Origin of the sequence: Shewanella sp. GXUN23E, assembly GCF_050865035.1 — a bacterium.
Taxonomy (GTDB): domain Bacteria; phylum Pseudomonadota; class Gammaproteobacteria; order Enterobacterales; family Shewanellaceae; genus Shewanella.
Genome location: NZ_JBOZWP010000006.1, coordinates 1 through 19,915 on the forward strand (window position 1 = coordinate 1; position 19,915 = coordinate 19,915).

Genomic DNA, 19,915 nt, shown 5'->3' on the forward strand with positions numbered 1-19,915 from the left:
CCCGATATGTCGCTCCAAATTCTGCTGAAAAGCACTGCGACATTAGCTCGGTTGGCAGGGTGAAGAGACGATACCTCACATCTAATCCACTCGGTGAAGTCTTTAAAAACTGCGATGCGACATTAGCTCAGTTGGTAGAGCGATACCTTGCCAAGGTATAGGTCATCGGTTCGAACCCGATATGTCGCTCCAAACTCCCGCGCAGACCAACTTCCGTTTTCTTCTTGGTTACATTCAAGTTATTCATGTTTTAGCATTTTGCACGATTCCTGTACTGAATATGATGTTGCTCATATTTTTGCGCTGGAAATCGACCGATAATGACGTTAGGCGACGACTTGACCAATTATCGGAGGGAATCATATGCGGATGCAGCAACTGAGGGATGTGCTTGAACGAATTGCCGAATGTCACCTGGAGATGCAGGCTCTGTATCGCCGCTTGCACAATAATTGCGACTCAGCACGAACCCGACTTATGCTGGAATATTTGCAACAGCACCAGAAACATATTGCCGACACAATCGAATCCTATATCGATGATGCTCCCAGACGGATGATGGATACCTGGTATGAAAACCTGGAGATGGGCGGATTCAAGCAGGCCTGTGAAGCCATCGTTCCGGTAGCTGGTATGACCGAAGAAGAGTTGATGGACCTGCATCTCAAGCTGGATAACCGTGTGCTTGGCTATCTTGAACGTCTGGTTGAAATGGCCCCCACCGGTGAGATTGAAAGTGCGATGTCTGATTTGCTGCGGGTCAGCAAAACACAGCAGCAAAGGCTGGTTCACTCCGCAGCCAGAATGGAAGACATTTGAGTCGTTAACACTGTCAGTGTTGACAAAAACCGTGCCGGACGAGTGTACAATTCGCCCGGCACATTTGTATGCTGGCTGTGCATTTTGATCGGCTGTCATGATCCAAGGAGCTTCTATGTCGCTATCAGCACTTCCCTCACAGCTATATCTTTGCTCGCAAATTCGTCAGGCTGAGTTGGCGATGGTGCAGTCGACCGATGTTAGCCTGTTACAACTGGTTGAACGTGCGGCGCACTGCGCTGCAACAACTCTCAGTGCCTTGTGTTCATTGGATAAGGTGTTGTTGTTGGCTGGCAGTGGCAATAATGGCAGTGATGCACTGCTGATGGCATCTTTGCTGACCCGCCGGAATATCGATTGTCTGGTGCTCAGAGTGCAGGCCAATCGCTACAGTGATGAACACCTCGCTGTGATGGACATGTTGAGCAAAACCCAAGTCAGGGTCGATGAGCTCAACGAATCGACACTGACCAAGGCTCTGGGCGAATATGACATAGTGGTTGATGGTTTGCTCGGCAGTGGTATTCAGGGTATTCCCAGAAAAGACATGATGACCTATATCGATATGGTCAATCGCGCCGGGCGTTTTGTTTTCAGTTTGGATATTCCTTCCGGTATCGACGCTGATACAGGGCGAATTGTCGGCCGTGCAATTGCTGCTGATGCCACTCTGTGTCTGGGGGCGGTCAAACGTGGATTGCTGACCTGTGACGCCAGGGATTGCTGTGGTCAGTTGTATTTTGGTGATATTGGTCTTGCGCCATTTCTGCCGGATGCGGCGGCAGTGTCATGTGATTTGAATTTGCTGACGGAGAAGTTGCCGCCACGCCGCCGCAACTCCCATAAAGGCAGCCATGGCAAAGTCTGTGTGGTTGGCGGCGATCGTGGCATGGTTGGTGCCGTGCGGCTTGCCTCTGAAGCCTGTCTTCGCGCGGGTGCCGGATTGGTTTGCGTGATCAGTCGTCAGGAACATTTGCCTCTTGTTTGTGCAAGCAGACCTGAGCTGATGTTCCATGGCTGTGAGCTTGTGGATATGGAAGCCTATCACAAACTGGGGTGGGCCGACGTACTGGTGGTTGGGCCGGGGTTAGGGACTGACGACTGGGGATATAACCTGATGAAAGCAGTCGCGTTGGCCAATAAGCCCATACTGCTGGATGCGGATGGACTCAATCTGTTGGCATCTGAGGCTGATTATAGCGATATGAGGGTGATAACTCCTCATCCTGCCGAAGCGGCAAGGTTGCTTGACTGCTCGACTGCAGAGGTGCAGAACGACAGATTTGCCGCTGCTCAAAAACTGCAACAGATCTATGGTGGAGTTGTCGTGCTGAAAGGGGCGGGGACCATTATTTATGATGGCAACACGCTGTGCGTGGCACCGGTCGGTAATCCCGGACTTGCCAGTGGTGGTTGTGGTGATGTGCTTTCGGGTATTATAGGCGCGCTGATGGCACAGGGGCTTGATCTTATGTCTGCTGCCGTGGCAGGGGTTATTATTCATGGCGGTGCGGCAGATCTGGCTGCCGCCTCAGGAGAGCGGGGAATGCTGGCGACAGATCTGATGACTGGCATTCGTAAACTGGTTAATCCCTGCATGATCCAGGACTAAGGAATATATGAAAGAAGTATCTTTTTTTCTTGAGAATGAAAATGAAACCGTGGCGCTGGGACGACGTCTGGCAGAAGTTGTCCGCGCACCGCTGGTGATTTACCTGACCGGTGAGTTGGGGGCCGGAAAAACTACATTCAGCCGTGGACTGATTCAAAGCCTGGGGCATCAGGGCGCGGTAAAAAGTCCGACTTACACCCTGGTGGAACCTTATGAAATCAACGGTGTCGAAGTATATCATTTTGATTTATATCGCCTGGCAGATCCCGAAGAGTTGGAATTTATGGGGATTCGCGATTATTTTAGCGATAACAGTCTGTGTATTGTGGAATGGCCGGACCGTGGCCATGGATTATTGCCAGACGCCGATCTGCATTTGCATTTGAGTTATCAGGACAATGCGCGAAACCTGAAAATTTGCGCCCTTTCCACGCAAGGTGAAGCACTGCTTTCAAAACTAAAATAACGATGGCAAGTACTCGACATGGTTTACAATTTTGGCTGACAATCGGATGTTTATTGGTCAGCCTGGGCGTTGTCAGTCAGGCAATGGCCGCTGGCAACTCGCTGAATGGAGTGAGAATTTGGGCTGCGCCGGATTCAACCCGGGTCGTTTTTGATCTGACCAATTCTCCTGACTACAGCTATTTCACGCTGACCAAGCCGGAGCGGCTGGTCGTGGATTTCTCTTCGTCAACCACCAAGCTTGATCTGGCTAAAGTCGCCAACAACAGCAAACTGGTCAAGCGGGTGCGTCTCAGTAAGCCACCCCAAAAAGGTATTCTGCGGGTGGTTATAGACCTTAACCGGCCGGTTTCAGCCAATTTATTTGCGCTCAAGCCCACCGCTCCTTATGGGGACAGGCTGGTGGTGGACCTTACTGACACCCAGACACCATCAAAAACAGTTACGGCACCGGTTGAAGCAATGCGTGACGTGGTGGTAGCAATCGATGCCGGACATGGTGGTGATGACCCGGGCTCGATCGGTCCCAGCGGCATGTATGAGAAGAAAATTACCCTGGAGATTGCCAAAAGGGTGGCGGATAAAATCAATGCTACTCCCGGCATGCGGGCAGTCATGACCCGCAGTGGTGACTATTTCGTGAATTTAAATCGCCGTTCAGATCTGGCGCGCAAAAGTAAGGCGGACCTGCTGATTTCCATTCACGCTGATGCATTTACCTCTCCGCAGCCCTATGGCGCATCGGTTTGGGTGTTGTCCCGTCGTCGTGCCAACAGTGAAATCGGTCGCTGGCTGGAGCAGAAAGAGAAGCACTCGGAATTGCTTGGCGGCGCCGGTGAGATCATCCAGAGCGCCGACAGTGAACAGTATCTGGCGATGACCTTGCTCGATATGTCCATGGACAGATCCATGGCGATCAGTCACTCCATTGCCAATGATGTACTGTCGGATTTGGGGCGCATTACCAAGTTGCACAAGCCTCAGCCGGAGTCGGCCAGCTTTGCCGTGCTTAAATCGCCGGATATTCCATCCATTCTGGTTGAAACCGGTTTTATCTCCAATCCGGGGGAAGAGCGGTTGCTGAAAAATGCAACTCATCAGGATAAACTGGCCAAGGCGATTCATCGCGGAGTTATGCGCTATTTTGAAGCCAATCCGCCCGAAAATACGCTGCTGGCTTCCAAAGGCGCGCTGAAGCATAAGGTGCGCAGTGGAGAGTCTCTGTCGGTGATCGCTCAGCGATACGGCGTATCGGTAGCCAGTATCCGCAAGGCCAACAACCTCAGCTCGGATATGCTGCGTGTCGGTCAGCAGTTAACTATTCCCAGATAACAGGATATTCCATGGCAATCAGAATATTGCCTCCTCAGCTGGCAAACCAGATTGCGGCCGGTGAGGTAGTCGAACGGCCAGCGTCAGTGGTCAAAGAGCTGGTGGAAAACAGTATTGATGCCGGCGCCCGTCGTATTGACATTGAAATAGAAAAGGGTGGCGCCAAGCTCATCCGTATCCGCGACAATGGCTGCGGCATCCCTCAGCAAGAGTTGGCCCTGGCCCTGTCGCGCCATGCGACATCTAAGGTGGAAACCCTGGATGATCTGGAGGCGATTCTCAGCTTTGGCTTTCGGGGTGAGGCGTTGGCCAGTATTAGTTCGGTTTCCAGACTGACCTTGACGTCCCGTATAGCGTCACAGTCTGAAGCCTGGGCCGCTTATGCCGAAGGCAGTGAAATGGCGGTGCGGGTTATTCCTGCGGCTCATCCTGTCGGCACTACGATCGACGTGGTGGATCTGTTTTTCAATACGCCGGCCAGACGCCGTTTTTTAAAGAGTGACAAGACTGAGTTTGGCCATATCGATGAGTGGCTGAAGCGTATTGCACTGGTGCGCAGTGATGTGCATTTTACCTTGTCCCATAATGGCAAGACGGTTCGCAATTATCGTCCGGCAACCAATGAGCCACAGTATCTGCAACGGCTGGCGCAGATCAGTGGTAAAGCCTTTGCTGACAGTGCCCTGAAAGTTGATTGTCGCCATGACGATATGGCGCTGAGCGGTTATTTGCAATCGCCTGCGCAACCATCTCCGGCTGACGTTCACTATTTTTATGTCAATGGCCGTCTGGTCAGGGATCGTCTGGTGAATCATGCGGTCAGGCAGGCATTTGCTGAGCTCAGTGAGATGGAACAGCCAGGATATGTGCTGATGCTGGAGCTTGACCCCCATCAGGTTGATGTCAACGTACACCCAGCCAAGCATGAGGTGAGATTCCATCAAAGCCGTTATGTTCATGACTTTATCCTGCAGGCACTGCAGTCTGCGTTGTCGCAGGCCCGAGAGCTGGCTTTTGCGGATGAGGTTGATGAGCCGCTGGTACGTCAGGTTCGGGGAACCTATCAGGTTGCTGATGACTTTGTCTCTGAGCCGGAGTATTCAGCATCGCGCACGGCTGCGTTCGATGGCATGGTTGGAAGCAGTCAGTATTCGGGCAACTATCCTGTATCGGCAGGACGCGGCGCCTCCACTTCGCCTTGGGGGGCTGCCCGTGGTGGACAACAGACACCGGACAGAGCTGCAGTACACGCATATGGTCAGCTGATGCAAACGCCCGGGCAAGATAAGGTTTCACTGCCACAACCCGCGACAGATATGCCGCCGGTGCTGGGCGGACATTACTGGGTGATGTGCAGTGGCGATGCTCTGTCGCTGATTGATATCCGTTATGCTGCCCGAGCCTGCCACAAGCATGAGTTAATTGACAAGTTGGCTACCGGGCTCATTGGTCAACCTCTGCTGATGCCAGTTTCAGTTACGGCGGACAGCCAGTGGAATGAGCTGCTTGAGCTGCGTGAAAGCCTACTGCGGCGTTTGGGGATTGAACTGGCAATTCGTTACGGCCAGTTGATTATCAAGAAAGTGCCCCCATATCTCAGAGACTGTCAATTGGCGGTGATTATTCCTGAGTTGTTGCAGTGGATAACGATTGAAGAGCCGGCCTATGAAGCGTTGGCAGCATGGCTTGTCAAACAAACTAAAACGACTTTTGAATCGGCCATGACAGTTTGGCAACTGTTAGCGCAATATCCTGATTTAAAACAAGAGATTCTCGCCAAGGGACAATTGCTTCCCTGGCAAAAATGGTTGGAAGAACAATCGAGTGAGTAAACAACAACAGCCTGAAGTCATAATGCTGATGGGGCCGACAGCCTCAGGGAAAACTCAGCTCGCAATTGATCTGGCTACCCAACACAATTGTGAAATCGTCTCAGTGGATTCGGCACTGATCTATAAAAGCATGGATATCGGTACTGCCAAGCCTTCGGCTGCAGAGCTGGCATTGGCACCGCACCGGCTGATCGATATTCTTGACCCGGCAGAAAGTTATTCTGCCGCGGATTTTCGTGCTGATGCTATTGCCGCTATCGAGAATATTCTGGCCAGGGGTAAGACCCCTGTGCTGGTTGGTGGCACTATGATGTATTTCAAAACGCTGTTGGAAGGGCTTTCACCTTTACCCAGTGCCGATGAGACTGTACGGGCAGATATATTATCTGAAGCCGCCACTCTTGGTTGGGCTGCTCTGCATGAGCAATTAGCCGTTGTGGATCCTGTCTCTGCCGCGCGTATTCATCCCAATGATCCCCAACGATTATCACGGGCGCTGGAAGTATATCGGATAAGTGGTAAAACATTGACCGAATTAACGCAAACCAAAGCACCCGCTTTGCCTTTTGCTGTGGCACAATACGCGATTGCCCCGAAAGAGCGAAAAGTCCTGCATGACCTTATCGCCAAACGATTTGAGATCATGTTGCAACAGGGGTTTGTTGAAGAAGTGGCTCGTCTTCGGGACAGGGGAGACCTGAATCTTGAGATGCCGTCCATGCGCTGTGTAGGATATCGTCAATGCTGGCAATATCTGGATGGCGAATTTGACTATCAGACAATGGTCGAAAAAGCTGTCGCCGCAACTAGGCAATTGGCCAAGCGTCAATTAACATGGCTACGCGGTTGGCCAAATTTGGAATGGCTCGAAAGTGGCAATGAAGGAAATTTAAAGATAATTATGAGTCACAGTCACTAGATTATTGAACTGTGCTATATAATACTGAGCTCGAGATACAGTGTGATACAACTGTAATTCTTGATTTTGAAGATAAATTAAAAAAAGGAAAATACGAAATGGCTAAGGGGCAATCTTTACAAGACCCGTTTTTGAACGCACTGCGCCGCGAGCGCGTTCCAGTTTCTATTTATTTGGTTAACGGCATTAAACTGCAGGGCCAGGTAGAGTCTTTCGACCAGTTTGTTATTTTGCTGAAAAATACTGTCAGCCAAATGGTCTATAAGCATGCCATTTCTACTGTTGTTCCATCTCGCCCATTTAATGTTGGTAGTCACCAGCAAAATCAGGGTGGCTATGGTCACCAACAGGATGATGCCAATCACGGCGAATAATCTTTAGGGGTTTGTTCTTTGTTTGATCGTTATGAGGCGGGAGAGACAGCGGTACTTGTCCATATCGATTTTTCTGACGAAAACAGTCGGGAAGATCTTGTCGAACTTCAGTTATTGGTTGAATCGGCAGGTGCACGCTCTGTAGGCGTGATTACAGGTAGCCGCAGGGCGCCTGACCGCAAGTTTTTTGTTGGGTCCGGAAAAGCAGAAGAATTGGCCGCCATGGTGGCTGCGACTGATGCTAACGTGGTTATTTTCAACCATGCATTGTCACCTGCTCAGGAAAGAAACCTGGAAATGCTGTGTCAATGTCGGGTGCTGGATCGTACCACACTGATTCTGGATATTTTTGCCCAGCGAGCCCGTACCCATGAGGGTAAGTTGCAAGTGGAGCTAGCGCAGTTGCGCCACATGTCTACTCGACTGGTACGGGGCTGGACACACCTTGAACGTCAGAAAGGCGGGATTGGTCTGCGTGGGCCGGGGGAAACCCAGTTGGAAACCGACAGACGCCTGCTTCGCGGACGTATTAAGGCGATTAACCGCCGTCTGGAAAAAGTCGACAAACAGCGTGAGCAAAGTCGTCGAGCCAGACAGCGCAGTGATATGCCCACGGTGTCTCTTGTCGGCTACACCAACGCCGGAAAATCCACTCTGTTTAATGCGTTGACCAGTGCTGAAGTGTACGCTGCTGATCAATTGTTTGCGACTTTGGATCCAACGCTGCGCAAATTGTCTCTGGCTGATGGTGCGGTGTTTTTGGCAGACACTGTAGGCTTTATTCGTCATCTGCCACACGATTTGGTGGCCGCCTTTAAAGCAACCCTGCAGGAAACCCGTGAAGCAGATTTGCTGCTGCACGTGGTGGATTGTGCTGATGAAAACATGGCAGATAACTTTGAGCAGGTGCAAACTGTCCTCAAAGAAATCGGCGCTCATGAAATCCCGCAATTAATCATCTGTAACAAAATAGACCTGCTTGAAGAGGTTGAGCCTCGTATAGATTACAACGGCGAAGGTATACCAACCCGTGTATGGGTGTCAGCCCGACAACCGCTGGGGCTGGAGTTAATTATCCAGGCCATTGGCGAATTGGTTGGCAAGACTATTCACGAGGTCACCCTTAAAATCCCCGCTGCGTCAGGACACTACCTGGGACAGCTATATCGGCTGGAAGCGATCCAGGGACAGGAGTACGATGATGACGGAAACTGTATACTGAACGTTCGTTTATCCGATGCCGACTGGCGCCGTTTGCTCAAGCAAAGCCAGGGTGAATTGGAAACCTTGGTTGTCCATTAAGGAACAAATAAGGTATTTTTGGTAGTAATCTCTTTTATTTTATCCTCTTATGGAGTGCTAAATGGCTTGGAATGAGCCCGGAAACAAGGGGAATGACCCTTGGGGAAATAAAGGCAGCAATGACAAAGGGCCACCGGATATGGACGAGGTGATTCGTAATATCACCAAACGTTTCGGGGGCAAAGGTTCTGGCAACTCAGGATCAGGTATCGGCAGCTACGGCATCATTATTGTTCTGGTTATTGCCGCTGTAGTCTGGTTCCTGTCTGGTCTGTATTCCGTGAAAGAAGCGGAGCGTGGTGTTGCACTGCGCTTTGGGGAATATGTTGGACTGGTTGAGCCCGGCCTGCAGTGGAAGCCGACCTTTATTGAGGAAGTGTTTCCTGTTGACGTGGAAACTGTCCGCTCAATTCCGGCAGCCGGTAGCATGCTTACCGCTGACGAGAACGTGGTACAGGTTGAAATGGATGTGCAGTATCGGGTCACAGATCCATACAAATATCTGTTCAGCGTTGTGGATGCCAATGCCAGTCTGCGTGAAGCCACTGACAGTGCGCTGCGTTATGTTATCGGTCACAACAAGATGGACGATATTCTGACGACAGGCCGTGAGGGCATTCGTAACGATACCTGGAAAGAGCTTGAGCGCATTATTAAGCCATACAATCTGGGTCTGACAGTCGTGGATGTTAACTTCCTGCCTGCCCGTCCGCCGGAAGAGGTAAAAGACGCTTTTGATGACGCCATTGCGGCCCAGGAAGATGAGCAGCGTTTCATTCGTGAAGCCGAAGCTTATTCCCGTGAGGTTGAACCCAAGGCGCGAGGTGTTGTTGAGCGTATGGCTCAGCAGGCAGAAGCTTATAAGCAGCGTGTCAGCCTGGAAGCCCAGGGTAAGGTTGCCAGCTTTGAAAAGCTGTTGCCTGAATATAAGGCTGCGCCAGAAGTGACTCGTCAACGCCTGTATCTGGATACCATGCAGGATGTGATGTCCGGTAACAACAAGGTGATCATTGATGCCAAAAACAGCGGCAATATGATGTACCTGCCTTTGGATAAAATGATGGAACGCAAGCCTTCCGGCAAGGTCTCCGAATCTGCATCACCTAAGGTAACAACGCCTTCGGCAGATAGCAGCGCGGTAAACAGTGTACAAACTTCTATGCCGGTCAATGGACGTCTGACCCGCGAAGAACGAATCCGACTGGGGAGGGAATAACAGATGGGACGTTTTGGTCTGATTATTGCCGCAATACTGGTTGTTGTGGGTATCTCCTCGGTATTTGTGGTTAATGAAGGTGAGCGGGCAATCGTTTCCCGTTTTGGCAAAGTGATTAAGTCTGACAATACTCAGGCGAAAGTGTTTGAGCCGGGTATTCATCTGAAATTACCGGTTTTTGACAAGATCCGTTATCTGGATGCCCGTATCCAGACTCTGGATGGTGCTGCTGACCGCTTTGTGACTTCCGAGAAGAAAGACCTGATGGTTGACTCTTATGTGAAGTGGCGCATCAATGACTTTGCCAAGTACTATCTGTCCACCAATGGTGGTATCAAAGCTAATGCTGAAAGTCTGTTGCAACGCAAAATCAACAACGATTTGCGGACTGAATTTGGTCGTCGCACTATCAAAGAAATCGTATCCGGCAGCCGCGATGAGTTGCAGACTGATGCGCTGAAAAACGCTGCTGAAAGTGCCAAAGATCTGGGTATTGAAGTCGTGGATGTCAGGGTGAAACAAATCAACCTGCCTGCCAACGTCAGTAACAGTATTTATCAGCGTATGCGTGCCGAGCGTCAGGCAGTCGCCAAGGAACATCGTGCCCAGGGTCGTGAGCAGGCAGAAATCATTCGTGCCACTACCGATGCCAATGTTGAAATTCAGATTGCTGAAGCCCAGCGTAAGGCCCTCAAGGTTCGCGGTGAGGGGGACGCTCAGGCGGCTAAGATTTACGCCGATGCCTATTCCAAGGATCCTGAGTTTTATGCCTTCCTGCGCAGTCTTGAGGCTTACCGTGAGAGTTTCAACAATAACTCTGACGTGATGGTACTGGAGCCTGACAGCGAGTTCTTCCGTTATATGAAGAGTGAAACTGGTAAGTAATTTGTGCAAAATACCAAAGCCCGGCCTAGGCCGGGTTTTTTGTGTCTGCATTTCAGGTCATCATTTTCGGTGATATTTGTACCGGCTCTGACAAGAGCCGCCGCAGCGTGACCTCAATTCAGTGCAGATATTTTAAACAGGAATGGGAAACATAATCACTTGAACGCGGAATAGTCCGGCAAGACAAATATCAGAGCTAACTTATTCATTGAAAAAGGTCTTTGAGAGCGAAACTGATATTTGTACTGTCTGGTAAGTGGAATGTTGGCATTGTTATCTTGGGATTTGGCCGGTTTTTCACAAAAATGACAAAGTTACATCGATTGTTATCTGTTTTCGCTATGATCTGCTTCTAAATTTTCGTTATAATGAGTCGCGTCTCAAATTTCTGGCAGGAACGCAGAAAATTTTATGACGACTATTATTAGAACGAACATTCCTACACCCTCTTGGAGATAAGTGGATGAGCAATGCGCCAGTCGATACCGGACGTCGCAGATTCCTGACCGCCGCAACCGCTGTAATTGGTGGTGCTGGTGCCGTCGCTGTAGCGGTTCCCTTCATTAAGTCATGGAATCCGAGTGCCAAGGCAAAAGCTGCGGGCGCGCCGGTAGAAGTCAATATCAGTAAGGTTGAGCCGGGTCAGTTGATCCGGGTGGAGTGGCGGGGCAAGCCCGTTTGGGTGGTTCGCCGTACTCAGGAAGTACTGTCTGTGCTGCCAACTCTGGATGATCAGCTTCGTGATCCCAATTCCGATGAACCTCAGCAACCTGAGTATGCCAAAAACCCAACCCGGGCTATCAAGCCTGAGTATTTTATTGCGGTTGGTCTGTGTACTCACCTCGGATGCTCACCAACTTATTTGCCGGACTCCTTTGGTGAACAGGTAGAAGGTGTTGCCTCAGGTTTCTTCTGCCCCTGTCATGGTTCCAAGTTTGACATGGCCGGACGTGTGTTCCAGGGCGTTCCTGCGCCACTGAACCTGGTAATCCCGCCACATCAGTATCTGGATGACAGCACCGTGATTATCGGTGTCAGCGAAGGAGCTGCGTAATGGCTAACAAGATTATTGACTGGATTGATGCGCGCATACCCATGACAGCGACTTATAATCGCCATGTTGGTCAGTATGCCACTCCCAAAAACTTTAACTTCTGGTATTTCTTCGGCTCGCTGGCGCTGCTGGTACTGGTTAACCAATTGCTGACCGGTATTTGGCTGACCATGAATTATGTGCCGACAGCTGAAGGCGCTTTTGCCTCTATCGAATACATCATGCGTGATGTTGAGTACGGTTGGTTGCTGCGTTATATGCACTCCACAGGTGCTTCAGCATTCTTCGTGGTGATTTACCTGCATATGTTCCGCGGCCTGATTTACGGCTCTTATCAGAAGCCCCGTGAATTGTTGTGGCTGTTCGGTATGCTGATTTTCCTGGTATTGATGGCAGAAGCCTTTATGGGTTATCTGTTGCCTTGGGGGCAGATGTCATACTGGGGAGCTCAGGTCATTATCTCTCTGTTTGGTGCCATTCCGGTTATCGGTGATGACCTGACACTGTGGATCCGTGGCGACTATGTCGTATCGGGCGCGACGTTAAACCGTTTCTTTGCACTGCACGTTATTGCATTGCCACTGGTGCTGGTTGTACTGGTGTTCCTGCATTTGATTGCGCTGCATGAAGTTGGTTCAAACAACCCAGATGGTATCGAAATCAAGAAGAATAAAGATGAGAATGGCTGGCCGGTCGACGGCATTCCTTTCCACCCTTATTACACGGTGAAAGATATTGTCGGTGTCGCTGGCTTCCTGATCCTGTTCTGCTATGTACTGTTCTTTATGCCTGAAGGCGGTGGTTACTTCCTGGAGAAACCAAACTTCGAGGCGGCTAACCCAATGAAGACTCCCGAGCACATTGCGCCGGTTTGGTACTTCACACCTTTCTACGCCATTCTGCGTGCCGTGCCCGATAAGCTCGGCGGCGTCATCATGATGGGACTGTCGATTCTGGTGCTGTTTGTGCTGCCATGGCTGGATCGGTGCAAGGTGAAATCTGTTCGCTACCGCAGCCTTATTCATAAGCTGAATATTGCCCAGTTCTCAGTTTCCTTTGTTGTTCTGGGTTATCTGGGGGCTGTACCTGCATCACCGGCTTTGACCATCGCAGCGCGTGTTTTCACCATCACTTACTTTGGTTTCTTTATCGCACTGTGGATTTACAGCAAGAACGAGAAGACTAAGCCTGTGCCAGAGAGGGTGACATTCAAATGAAAAAAATACTGATTGCATTGTTTGCTCTGGTGCCTTCACTGGTGCTGGCTGCAGGACCTAAGGTTCATCTGGAAAGCGCCAATCTTGATCTGAATGATCAGGCGTCGTTGCAGCGTGGTCTGGGGTATTTCCAACAATACTGTGCAGCCTGTCACAGCACCCAGTACCAGCGTTATGGCCGGGTTGCTGATGATCTGGGGATCTCTGTTGATGATATGCGCGCCAATTACATTCCTACCGATGCCAAAATCGGTGAGTTGATGGAAAATGCGATTCCTGAAAAGGATGCTGCAGCCTGGTTTGGTGCTGCACCACCGGACTTGACCTTGGTTTCGCGGGTTCGTGGACCGGATTGGGTATATACCTACCTGAAGAGTTTTTATCAGGACCCTGCCAGACCTTTCGGTGTAAACAATAAAGTTTTCCCTGCTGTGGGTATGCCTCATGTGCTAGAAGAACTGCAGGGCCTGCCGGTACTGCAGGACGATGGTACATTTGTGGCAACAGGCGGTAAGCTGACTCCAGAAGAGTATGATCAGGTTGTCCGAGATATTGCTGGTTTCCTGGCATATTCCGCCGAACCTGTTCGTATGGAACGTGAGCGAATTGGATACTGGGTGCTGGGCTTCTTGTTCATCTTCTTCATCGTGGCGTTGCTGCTGAAGAAAGAGTACTGGAAAGATGTACACTAGGCCTGTTTAACGGGTAGAATATAGTATCCGCATAGTGTAAACGGGGGGCTTGGCCCCTCGTTTCGTTGTTTTTGATTCTGGAGGGTATCAATGGCTCTTGCTGCCAATAAACGCTCTGTCATGACCCTGTTCTCCGGGGCCGATGACCTGTATAGCCATCAAGTTCGTATTGTGTTGGCAGAAAAAGGTGTCACTGTTGATGTGTTACAGGTAAACCCGAGTGATATGCCAGAGGACTTGTTGGAGGTAAATCCATACAACACAGTACCTACTCTGGTAGACCGCGAACTGGTGTTGTACGAGTCTCGCATCATTATGGAATATCTGGATGAGCGCTTCCCTCACCCGCCTTTGATGCCGGTTTATCCTGTATCCCGTGGTCAGACCCGTCTGATGATGCACAGAATCGAAAGCGACTGGTATGCGCTGGTAGATCGCATCAAGAAGGGTGACCGTGCTGATGCTGCCCGTAAAGAGTTGCAGGAAAGTCTGCTGGCAGTGGCACCTGTATTTGCTGAAATGCCTTACTTCATGAGCGAAGAGTTTGGTCTGGCTGATTGCTATTTAGGCCCACTGTTATGGCGTTTGCCTGCGCTGGGTATTGAGCTGGATAGCCGTATTGCCAAAGATATCAACGCATACATGACCCGCATTTTTGAGCGTGATTCATTCAAAGCTTCACTGACTGAAGCTGAGCGTGAACTTCGCATGGGACTGTAAATGGCTAATATGACTCCACATCGTCCTTATTTGCTGAGAGCATACTACGAGTGGTTGCTGGATAATGATTTGACTCCTCACCTGGTGGTGGATGCACATATTGAAGGTACTTTGGTGCCACAGCAGTATGTCAAAGATGGTCAAATTGTGCTTAATCTGGCACCGTCGGCAGTCAGCAATCTGCAGATGGGGAACGATTTTGTCGAGTTTAATGCCAGATTTGGCGGAGTGCCTCAACAGATCATGTTGCCTCTGGCGTCCATTATCGCCATCTATGCCCGTGAAAATGGTGCGGGTGTGGTGTTTGAGATGGAAGAAGCCTATATGACCGCTCAGACGAACGAAGCTGAGTTGGAATTAGTTCCTGAGGTTGAAGAGCCTCCGGTACATGAGGCTGCCAAGAGAAGGCCTCATTTGACAGTGGTCAAATAGTTCCTGAAAGACAAAAACCAGCTACTCAGCTGGTTTTTTTGTATGCCGAGGTCTGGGTGGTGATCACTTTGTCGCGACCTGTGGCCTTAGCCTGATACAGCGCGTTGTCAGCGCCCCGCATAATATCTTCTTCTGAGTCATTTTCGCGGCTTTCGTGAACCCCAATAGAGATTGTCAGGTTGATTTTATTTGTCTGGAAAAACAGTGGGGTATGAGCCACTGCCTGGCGAATTTGTTCAGCCCTTATAACCGCTTCATGTGCCGGCAATAAAATGGCAAACTCCTCCCCGCCGATTCTGGCAAACATTTCATCAGGTCGCAGATAGGCAGAAATCGTGTCTGCCAGATGAATAAGCGCCTGATCCCCGGCTGCATGACCATAGTTGTCGTTGACCTGCTTAAAGTGGTCGACATCCAGTAACAACAGACAGAGACGTTCTCTAATCAGTTTACTTTGCAGCTGTATTGAAAAATAGCGCCGGTTATAGAGGCCGGTAAGGCCATCGGTAAATGCTTGGCGTTGCAGGGATTGTTCCGCTTGCTCTGCATAAACCTCATTAATGGATTGCAGGATCATTAGGCAGCTGATACAGGATGCTGCCACCATGATCTGCAAAAACATCACCTGAGTTTCAGTCAGCAGATCCATCGCAGCATCATGAGGCCAGCCAAACACTTCCAGGTAGATATAGAACACCATATTGACGGAAGTCATCATGGCTTTACTGCGCCATTCATCATTTTTGAACAGTGCAATAGGCAGAATGGCGAACAGCATAAAGTAGAAGTGAGTATTAAACACTGTTCCCTGCCCAGAGGTAATTGCTATCAGGACACTGCTGATGCTGGTAATAAACAGGCTCCACCTTGCAAAGGTAAATCGTCCTGAGTAATTGGCGGCCAGCACCAGCGCAAATAGGGGTAAGGTCAGCATTTGGGCGCCACCTGAGTACAACAGAGTGGGGTTATCAAATACCAGATAGATTGCATAGTAGATGGCAGTGGTGAGTGATGCCATCAGCGCAGCAATGTTCACCAGAATAATTTTCCGTTCCAGTGTTTTGGTTTCTGAGTATTGGCATCCCAGTGAGATCAGTCGACGCAGCATAGTGTGCTCTGGGCCATCCTCTTTAGGTCCAGTGAAATCTGTTGCTATTGGCTGAGATACCCAAGAACGAAAAGGGTAGGGCCAATATTTTTTAAGCGTAGTTCAAGATTGGCCCGGATGAATGTGGTTAAAGGGTGTGTTAGCATTCGTCGCCACATCGAGTCGAACATTTGATTTTGCGGATCCCTTCTTATGCTGCTGATGATAGATAACTATGATTCTTTCACTTTCAATCTGGTGCAGTATTTTCAGCAGCTGGGGCAGGAGATCCTGGTCAGGCGCAATGATGACATCAGTATCGCAGAAATACGGCGGCTGAATCCTTCTCATCTGGTGATCTCTCCCGGTCCCTGTAGCCCTGATCAGGCCGGTTTATCACTTGAAGCCATCAATACCTTTGCCGGAGAAATACCTTTGCTTGGTGTGTGTCTTGGACACCAGGCCATAGGTCAGGTATTTGGCTCGCGGGTCATTCGGGCAAAGCGGGTCATGCATGGCAAAACCAGCGCCATTAACCATAATAGTCAGGGGGTATTTCATGGTCTTGCCAATCCTTTGACCGTGACCCGGTACCATTCATTATTGCTGGATGAGGTACCCGATGGGTTCAGTCTGGATGCCTGGTATGATGATCCAGTCCATGGCAGGGAAATCATGGGAATACGTCATCGGCAGATGCCGGTCTACGGGGTGCAGTTTCATCCTGAATCCATATTGACCGTGCAGGGGCATGAACTGTTGAAGAACTTTCTGGATATCGGCAGCGCACACAGAAAAAAGGGCATCAAATGATGCCCTTTGCCGTTAGTTAAACCGATTAGAACTTATAGCTGATACCAACGTTCATCTGCCACAGAGAGGCTTCGTTCTGTACGTTCAGTGCATCATTACCTGAGTAGCGGCTGTAAACATACTGACCCTGATCGTTGATACTGGCTTCAACCATGGCGTTACCCACGAAAGCACCTTCTTTCAATACACCCCAGTCGTCATTCAACAGGTTGCCCAGATTCTTGATGGTCATATAAATTTGACCTTTGTGACCATCCCAGAACCCAGGAATATCCTGAGACACTTTCAGGTCAAACTTAACCCACCAATCGGCATTCTGACTGTTACGGCCAACGATGGCACCACGGGTCAGACCGTTGTCAGCAATGAACTGATCAAAGGCATCTTTATTGAAATCACTGCCGTACACCACGTTGGGATCGTCAATCAGCGGGATATACAGCAACTGGCGATTGCCCGGGGCAGAGCCGTTGGAGTAGAACATGCCGTCGCTGTCGTCGAAGGTGTAGCTGTATGGACGACCTTCACTGGCCTGACCGAGCAGGAAGAAGTTGGTGGCATAGCCCGGGAAGAACTCAACTTCGTAGCCTAGCTGCAGGGTGAAGCGATGTGGCACTTCATAGTTTGAGGTGGCCACTGCTGGATTGATTTCATCAAAAGAAGCCAGGTTGACGTAGTTGGAGTACGCCACTGAGCTGGTCATTGGGTTAACGTCTTTAGCATCCGTGTAGGCATAGCCCAGAGTCGCAGTAATACCGTTATCCCACTCTTTAAAGGCATAAGTAGAGATGATGGTAGACTCACCGTCTTCGCCATCCACATTGGTCAACACGAAGTCGTTATTAAAACCACGATTGTGCAGCTTTTCGAACATTGGACGGCCATCCGGCGCCACTTTATTTTCTGCGTAGGCGATCGAATAGTCTTTCACGATGGCTGAATTACGCTTTTGGCTGTGCAGTACATCCAGGGAGAAGATGTAGTTGTCTTCAGTGGTATAGCTTCCACCCAGTGCAAATTTCCACTCAGATGGAATTTCGAAGTTAGGGTCAATGGCATTCACGCTGCCGTCACCGCTGCCAATCGGGGTATTGGCCACTTCGTCAAACATTTCCTGTGGTACACCAAAACCAGGCTTTTGACCATCGGTCATCGGGTTGTTGAACAGGTTGAAGTTACGACGTTGGGTTGCAATCTGGGTCACACCGTCGTTGGAGTAAGAGTTGGATACCCAAACGTTCGGGTTGCCGCCTGAGTACAAACCGAAGCCACCACGAACTTCCAGTGCATCGGTTGCCTGCCAGTTGAAGCCAACGCGTGGTTGCAGCAGGTCGATACCATCCAGATTCTTCTGGTTGGAGAAGCCGTAACGCTCCTCAAACAGCGGGTTGTAGTTTGGCTTGTCATCGCTGGTGTAGTAATCGTATCGCAGACCGAAGGTCAGCGTGAGATCCACATCGGTGAACTCATACTCGTCCTGCACATAGAAAGTATGCTGAGCGAAACTGAAGTTGGCAGCGACATCATTGGGATTGTTGGTGCCGGCGGCGTTGTTGTAATAAACACGGGAAGCCAGACCGTTTTCAAAATCCTCGATGGAGTTGAAGCGGAATTCACCCTGAGTGTGTTGCATGAACAGATTGAATACGTTCAGTTTCTCATATTCGTAACCGGCGGTAATGGTATGTGCATCCAGATAATAGGTACCGGCCAGCTTGAAGTTGAAGCTGTCGTAGTCCAGATCGTTGGACTGACGTGAGTCATCAGGTCCCAGGTAGACGGTGGCACCGTTGTGGCGGATTTGCACTTCACCGAAGCTGCTGGCAGCATCCAGTGATTGCTGGCGCATATCCACCTCTTGTTTGCTGATACGAACTTCGGTGCTGAAGCTGTCAGTCCAGTCTGAGTACAAAGAACCCACCAAAGACTTAAGTTCGACACCACGCTCATAGAAGTGAGAGTCGAGCGTGACAGCATCATCAGACTGGCTGATTTCAAACCCGTCAGTGTAGTTATAGATGATGTTGGCGCGGTGATTGTCGTTAATATTCCAGTCGAGTTTGAGCAACAGCTTTTCATCGTCAACCGGCATACTGCCAGGCAGACCACCGATATCATAGCCGTACTTCTCTTTGGCAATCTGACGGATACGGTCGATATCAGTGTTGGTGACTTTGTCACCATAACCTGGGTATTCGAAGATTTGAGTGCCTTCGAGTTTTTCATAGGAGCCAAAGAAGAACAGAGTATCTTCAATGATAGGAGCCCCCAGGTTTACGCCGTAGCGCTTGGTGGCAAAGTCACCCAGATCAACTTTGTGACCTTCAATCTTGTCACCTGTCATGCTGTCGTTGGTGTAATCATAGAAAACGCCACCGGCGATATCGTTGCCGCCTGATTTGGTCACCGCGTTGAAGTTACAGGAGGTAAAGCCGCCATACTGCACATCAAACGGAGCCAGTTCGACAGTGACCTGATCCAGTACATCGTATGAGAATGGGGTACGAATGGTTGGATAGCCGTTCTCGTTCAAACCAAAGTTGTCGTTCATGCGAACGCCATCCAGAGTCAGGCTGTTGAAACGTGGGTTGCCCCCGGCACACTGAATTGCATCATTGCCACGGCTTTCATCAATATAGATGCGTGGGTCAGAACGAACGATATCTTTCAGGTCACGGTTGATTGCTGGACGGCGCTCCAGATCGCGTTCAGTGAAGGTCACTGAAGGACCCACACCACCGGACAGCGCGCTGATAACACGCCCTGTGACTTCGATGCGTTCAAGGTCATTTTTGGCTTCCAACTGCACGTTCACCGGATAGGTGTGACCCAGCAACAGATTGATGTCATTGACGATAGTGTCGTCAAATTCATCTGAGTCGAGTACTACCTGGTAAGGACCACCAACACGCAGGCCCTGAGTAGTGAACAGACCTGCCTCGTTGACCACGGCTTCTTTTGAAGAGCCTGTTGGTACGTGGATAATGGTCACCTTGGTGCCTACCGCAGGCTGACCATTAGGACCTGTAATAAAGCCCTTGATGGCTGAAGTGGTTTCGGTCGCGAAAACGGCGCCACTCATGCCCAGACCAGCGACTATCGCCAGCGCAAGAGCGTTTTTCTTCAGTGCGTTGCTCATTTCAA

The 19,915-nt window shown here is 50.1% G+C and carries 18 protein-coding genes and 1 tRNA gene; 17 read left to right on the forward strand and 2 right to left on the reverse strand.

The annotated features are described in order from the left end of the window. Positions 1 to 116: 116 nt before the first annotated feature. The 16 genes from ACRRUX_RS07475 (at position 117) to ACRRUX_RS07550 (ending at position 14,871) form a co-directional block, all read left to right on the forward strand. Positions 117 to 192: transfer RNA gene (locus tag ACRRUX_RS07475), tRNA-Gly, on the forward strand. Positions 193 to 369: 177 nt separating this feature from the next. Then, positions 370 to 819, forward strand: a complete 450-nt coding sequence (locus tag ACRRUX_RS07480; protein ID WP_432528778.1) for a hypothetical protein — start codon at positions 370 to 372, stop codon at positions 817 to 819. Positions 820 to 934: 115 nt separating this feature from the next. Then, positions 935 to 2,431 carry an NAD(P)H-hydrate dehydratase gene (locus ACRRUX_RS07485; RefSeq protein WP_432528780.1) on the forward strand — a complete coding sequence of 499 codons (1,497 nt, stop codon included), beginning with the start codon at positions 935 to 937 and terminating at the stop codon, positions 2,429 to 2,431. 7 nt (positions 2,432 to 2,438) lie between these two features. Continuing rightward, the gene (gene tsaE, locus ACRRUX_RS07490) at positions 2,439 to 2,897 is read left to right on the forward strand and encodes a tRNA (adenosine(37)-N6)-threonylcarbamoyltransferase complex ATPase subunit type 1 TsaE (RefSeq protein ID WP_432528782.1); all 459 of its coding nucleotides are present in this window, start codon (positions 2,439 to 2,441) and stop codon (positions 2,895 to 2,897) included. Between the two features lie 2 nt (positions 2,898 to 2,899). Continuing rightward, positions 2,900 to 4,228 carry an N-acetylmuramoyl-L-alanine amidase gene (locus tag ACRRUX_RS07495; RefSeq protein WP_432528784.1) on the forward strand — a complete coding sequence of 443 codons (1,329 nt, stop codon included), beginning with the start codon at positions 2,900 to 2,902 and terminating at the stop codon, positions 4,226 to 4,228. A gap of 11 nt (positions 4,229 to 4,239) precedes the next feature. Then, on the forward strand, positions 4,240 to 6,060 hold the full coding sequence (gene mutL, locus ACRRUX_RS07500) for a DNA mismatch repair endonuclease MutL (protein ID WP_432528786.1): 1,821 nt from the start codon (positions 4,240 to 4,242) through the stop codon (positions 6,058 to 6,060). Then, positions 6,053 to 6,979 (forward strand): tRNA (adenosine(37)-N6)-dimethylallyltransferase MiaA, encoded by a 927-nt coding sequence (gene miaA / locus ACRRUX_RS07505; protein WP_432528788.1) that lies wholly within the window; start codon positions 6,053 to 6,055, stop codon positions 6,977 to 6,979. Before mutL ends, miaA begins: the two co-directional genes overlap by 8 nt. 98 nt (positions 6,980 to 7,077) lie before the next feature. Next, positions 7,078 to 7,353, forward strand: a complete 276-nt coding sequence (gene hfq, locus ACRRUX_RS07510; protein WP_432528790.1) for an RNA chaperone Hfq — start codon at positions 7,078 to 7,080, stop codon at positions 7,351 to 7,353. 18 nt (positions 7,354 to 7,371) lie between these two features. Then, a complete protein-coding gene (gene hflX / locus ACRRUX_RS07515) occupies positions 7,372 to 8,655 on the forward strand; it encodes a ribosome rescue GTPase HflX (protein WP_432528792.1) in 1,284 nt (427 codons plus the stop codon). 61 nt (positions 8,656 to 8,716) lie between these two features. Next, positions 8,717 to 9,871: an FtsH protease activity modulator HflK gene (gene hflK / locus ACRRUX_RS07520; RefSeq protein WP_432528794.1), complete on the forward strand. Its 1,155-nt coding sequence runs from the start codon at positions 8,717 to 8,719 to the stop codon at positions 9,869 to 9,871. A 3-nt stretch (positions 9,872 to 9,874) separates the two neighbouring features. Further along, entirely contained in the window at positions 9,875 to 10,756 is an 882-nt protein-coding gene (gene hflC, locus ACRRUX_RS07525; RefSeq protein WP_432528796.1) for a protease modulator HflC, read from the forward strand. A gap of 463 nt (positions 10,757 to 11,219) precedes the next feature. Next, positions 11,220 to 11,810, forward strand: a complete 591-nt coding sequence (gene petA, locus ACRRUX_RS07530; RefSeq protein WP_432528798.1) for a ubiquinol-cytochrome c reductase iron-sulfur subunit — start codon at positions 11,220 to 11,222, stop codon at positions 11,808 to 11,810. Continuing rightward, complete coding sequence (locus ACRRUX_RS07535) at positions 11,810 to 13,027, forward strand: cytochrome b (RefSeq protein WP_432528800.1); 1,218 nt, start codon at positions 11,810 to 11,812, stop codon at positions 13,025 to 13,027. Before petA ends, ACRRUX_RS07535 begins: the two co-directional genes overlap by 1 nt. Next, positions 13,024 to 13,719 carry a cytochrome c1 gene (locus ACRRUX_RS07540; RefSeq protein ID WP_432528802.1) on the forward strand — a complete coding sequence of 232 codons (696 nt, stop codon included), beginning with the start codon at positions 13,024 to 13,026 and terminating at the stop codon, positions 13,717 to 13,719. The genes ACRRUX_RS07535 and ACRRUX_RS07540 overlap by 4 nt, the downstream gene beginning before the upstream one ends. 90 nt (positions 13,720 to 13,809) lie before the next feature. Then, positions 13,810 to 14,439 carry a stringent starvation protein SspA gene (sspA, locus tag ACRRUX_RS07545; RefSeq protein WP_432528804.1) on the forward strand — a complete coding sequence of 210 codons (630 nt, stop codon included), beginning with the start codon at positions 13,810 to 13,812 and terminating at the stop codon, positions 14,437 to 14,439. Next, a complete protein-coding gene (locus tag ACRRUX_RS07550) occupies positions 14,440 to 14,871 on the forward strand; it encodes a ClpXP protease specificity-enhancing factor (protein ID WP_432528806.1) in 432 nt (143 codons plus the stop codon). Between the two features lie 25 nt (positions 14,872 to 14,896). Here ACRRUX_RS07550 and ACRRUX_RS07555 read toward each other — a convergent pair whose 3' ends face one another. Then, positions 14,897 to 15,979 carry a GGDEF domain-containing protein gene (locus ACRRUX_RS07555; RefSeq protein WP_432528808.1) on the reverse strand — a complete coding sequence of 361 codons (1,083 nt, stop codon included), beginning with the start codon at positions 15,977 to 15,979 and terminating at the stop codon, positions 14,897 to 14,899. A 192-nt stretch (positions 15,980 to 16,171) separates the two neighbouring features. On the opposite strand from ACRRUX_RS07555, the gene ACRRUX_RS07560 reads away from it, so the two are divergent. Beyond that, on the forward strand, positions 16,172 to 16,771 hold the full coding sequence (locus ACRRUX_RS07560) for an anthranilate synthase component II (protein WP_432528810.1): 600 nt from the start codon (positions 16,172 to 16,174) through the stop codon (positions 16,769 to 16,771). A 25-nt stretch (positions 16,772 to 16,796) separates the two neighbouring features. Here ACRRUX_RS07560 and ACRRUX_RS07565 read toward each other — a convergent pair whose 3' ends face one another. Then, positions 16,797 to 19,910 (reverse strand): TonB-dependent receptor, encoded by a 3,114-nt coding sequence (locus tag ACRRUX_RS07565; RefSeq protein ID WP_432528812.1) that lies wholly within the window; start codon positions 19,908 to 19,910, stop codon positions 16,797 to 16,799. Between the last annotated feature and the right edge of the window lie 5 nt (positions 19,911 to 19,915).

Coding starts and splice junctions, on each gene's coding strand:
- ACRRUX_RS07480 (WP_432528778.1), top strand. CDS start 370: ATGCAGCAACTGAGGGATGTGCTTGAACGAATTGCCGAATGTCACCTG.
- ACRRUX_RS07485 (WP_432528780.1), top strand. CDS start 935: ATGTCGCTATCAGCACTTCCCTCACAGCTATATCTTTGCTCGCAAATT.
- tsaE (WP_432528782.1), top strand. CDS start 2,439: ATGAAAGAAGTATCTTTTTTTCTTGAGAATGAAAATGAAACCGTGGCG.
- ACRRUX_RS07495 (WP_432528784.1), top strand. CDS start 2,900: ATGGCAAGTACTCGACATGGTTTACAATTTTGGCTGACAATCGGATGT.
- mutL (WP_432528786.1), top strand. CDS start 4,240: ATGGCAATCAGAATATTGCCTCCTCAGCTGGCAAACCAGATTGCGGCC.
- hfq (WP_432528790.1), top strand. CDS start 7,078: ATGGCTAAGGGGCAATCTTTACAAGACCCGTTTTTGAACGCACTGCGC.
- hflK (WP_432528794.1), top strand. CDS start 8,717: ATGGCTTGGAATGAGCCCGGAAACAAGGGGAATGACCCTTGGGGAAAT.
- hflC (WP_432528796.1), top strand. CDS start 9,875: ATGGGACGTTTTGGTCTGATTATTGCCGCAATACTGGTTGTTGTGGGT.
- petA (WP_432528798.1), top strand. CDS start 11,220: ATGAGCAATGCGCCAGTCGATACCGGACGTCGCAGATTCCTGACCGCC.
- ACRRUX_RS07535 (WP_432528800.1), top strand. CDS start 11,810: ATGGCTAACAAGATTATTGACTGGATTGATGCGCGCATACCCATGACA.
- ACRRUX_RS07540 (WP_432528802.1), top strand. CDS start 13,024: ATGAAAAAAATACTGATTGCATTGTTTGCTCTGGTGCCTTCACTGGTG.
- sspA (WP_432528804.1), top strand. CDS start 13,810: ATGGCTCTTGCTGCCAATAAACGCTCTGTCATGACCCTGTTCTCCGGG.
- ACRRUX_RS07550 (WP_432528806.1), top strand. CDS start 14,440: ATGGCTAATATGACTCCACATCGTCCTTATTTGCTGAGAGCATACTAC.
- ACRRUX_RS07555 (WP_432528808.1), bottom strand. CDS start 15,979: ATGCTGCGTCGACTGATCTCACTGGGATGCCAATACTCAGAAACCAAA.
- ACRRUX_RS07560 (WP_432528810.1), top strand. CDS start 16,172: ATGCTGCTGATGATAGATAACTATGATTCTTTCACTTTCAATCTGGTG.
- ACRRUX_RS07565 (WP_432528812.1), bottom strand. CDS start 19,910: ATGAGCAACGCACTGAAGAAAAACGCTCTTGCGCTGGCGATAGTCGCT.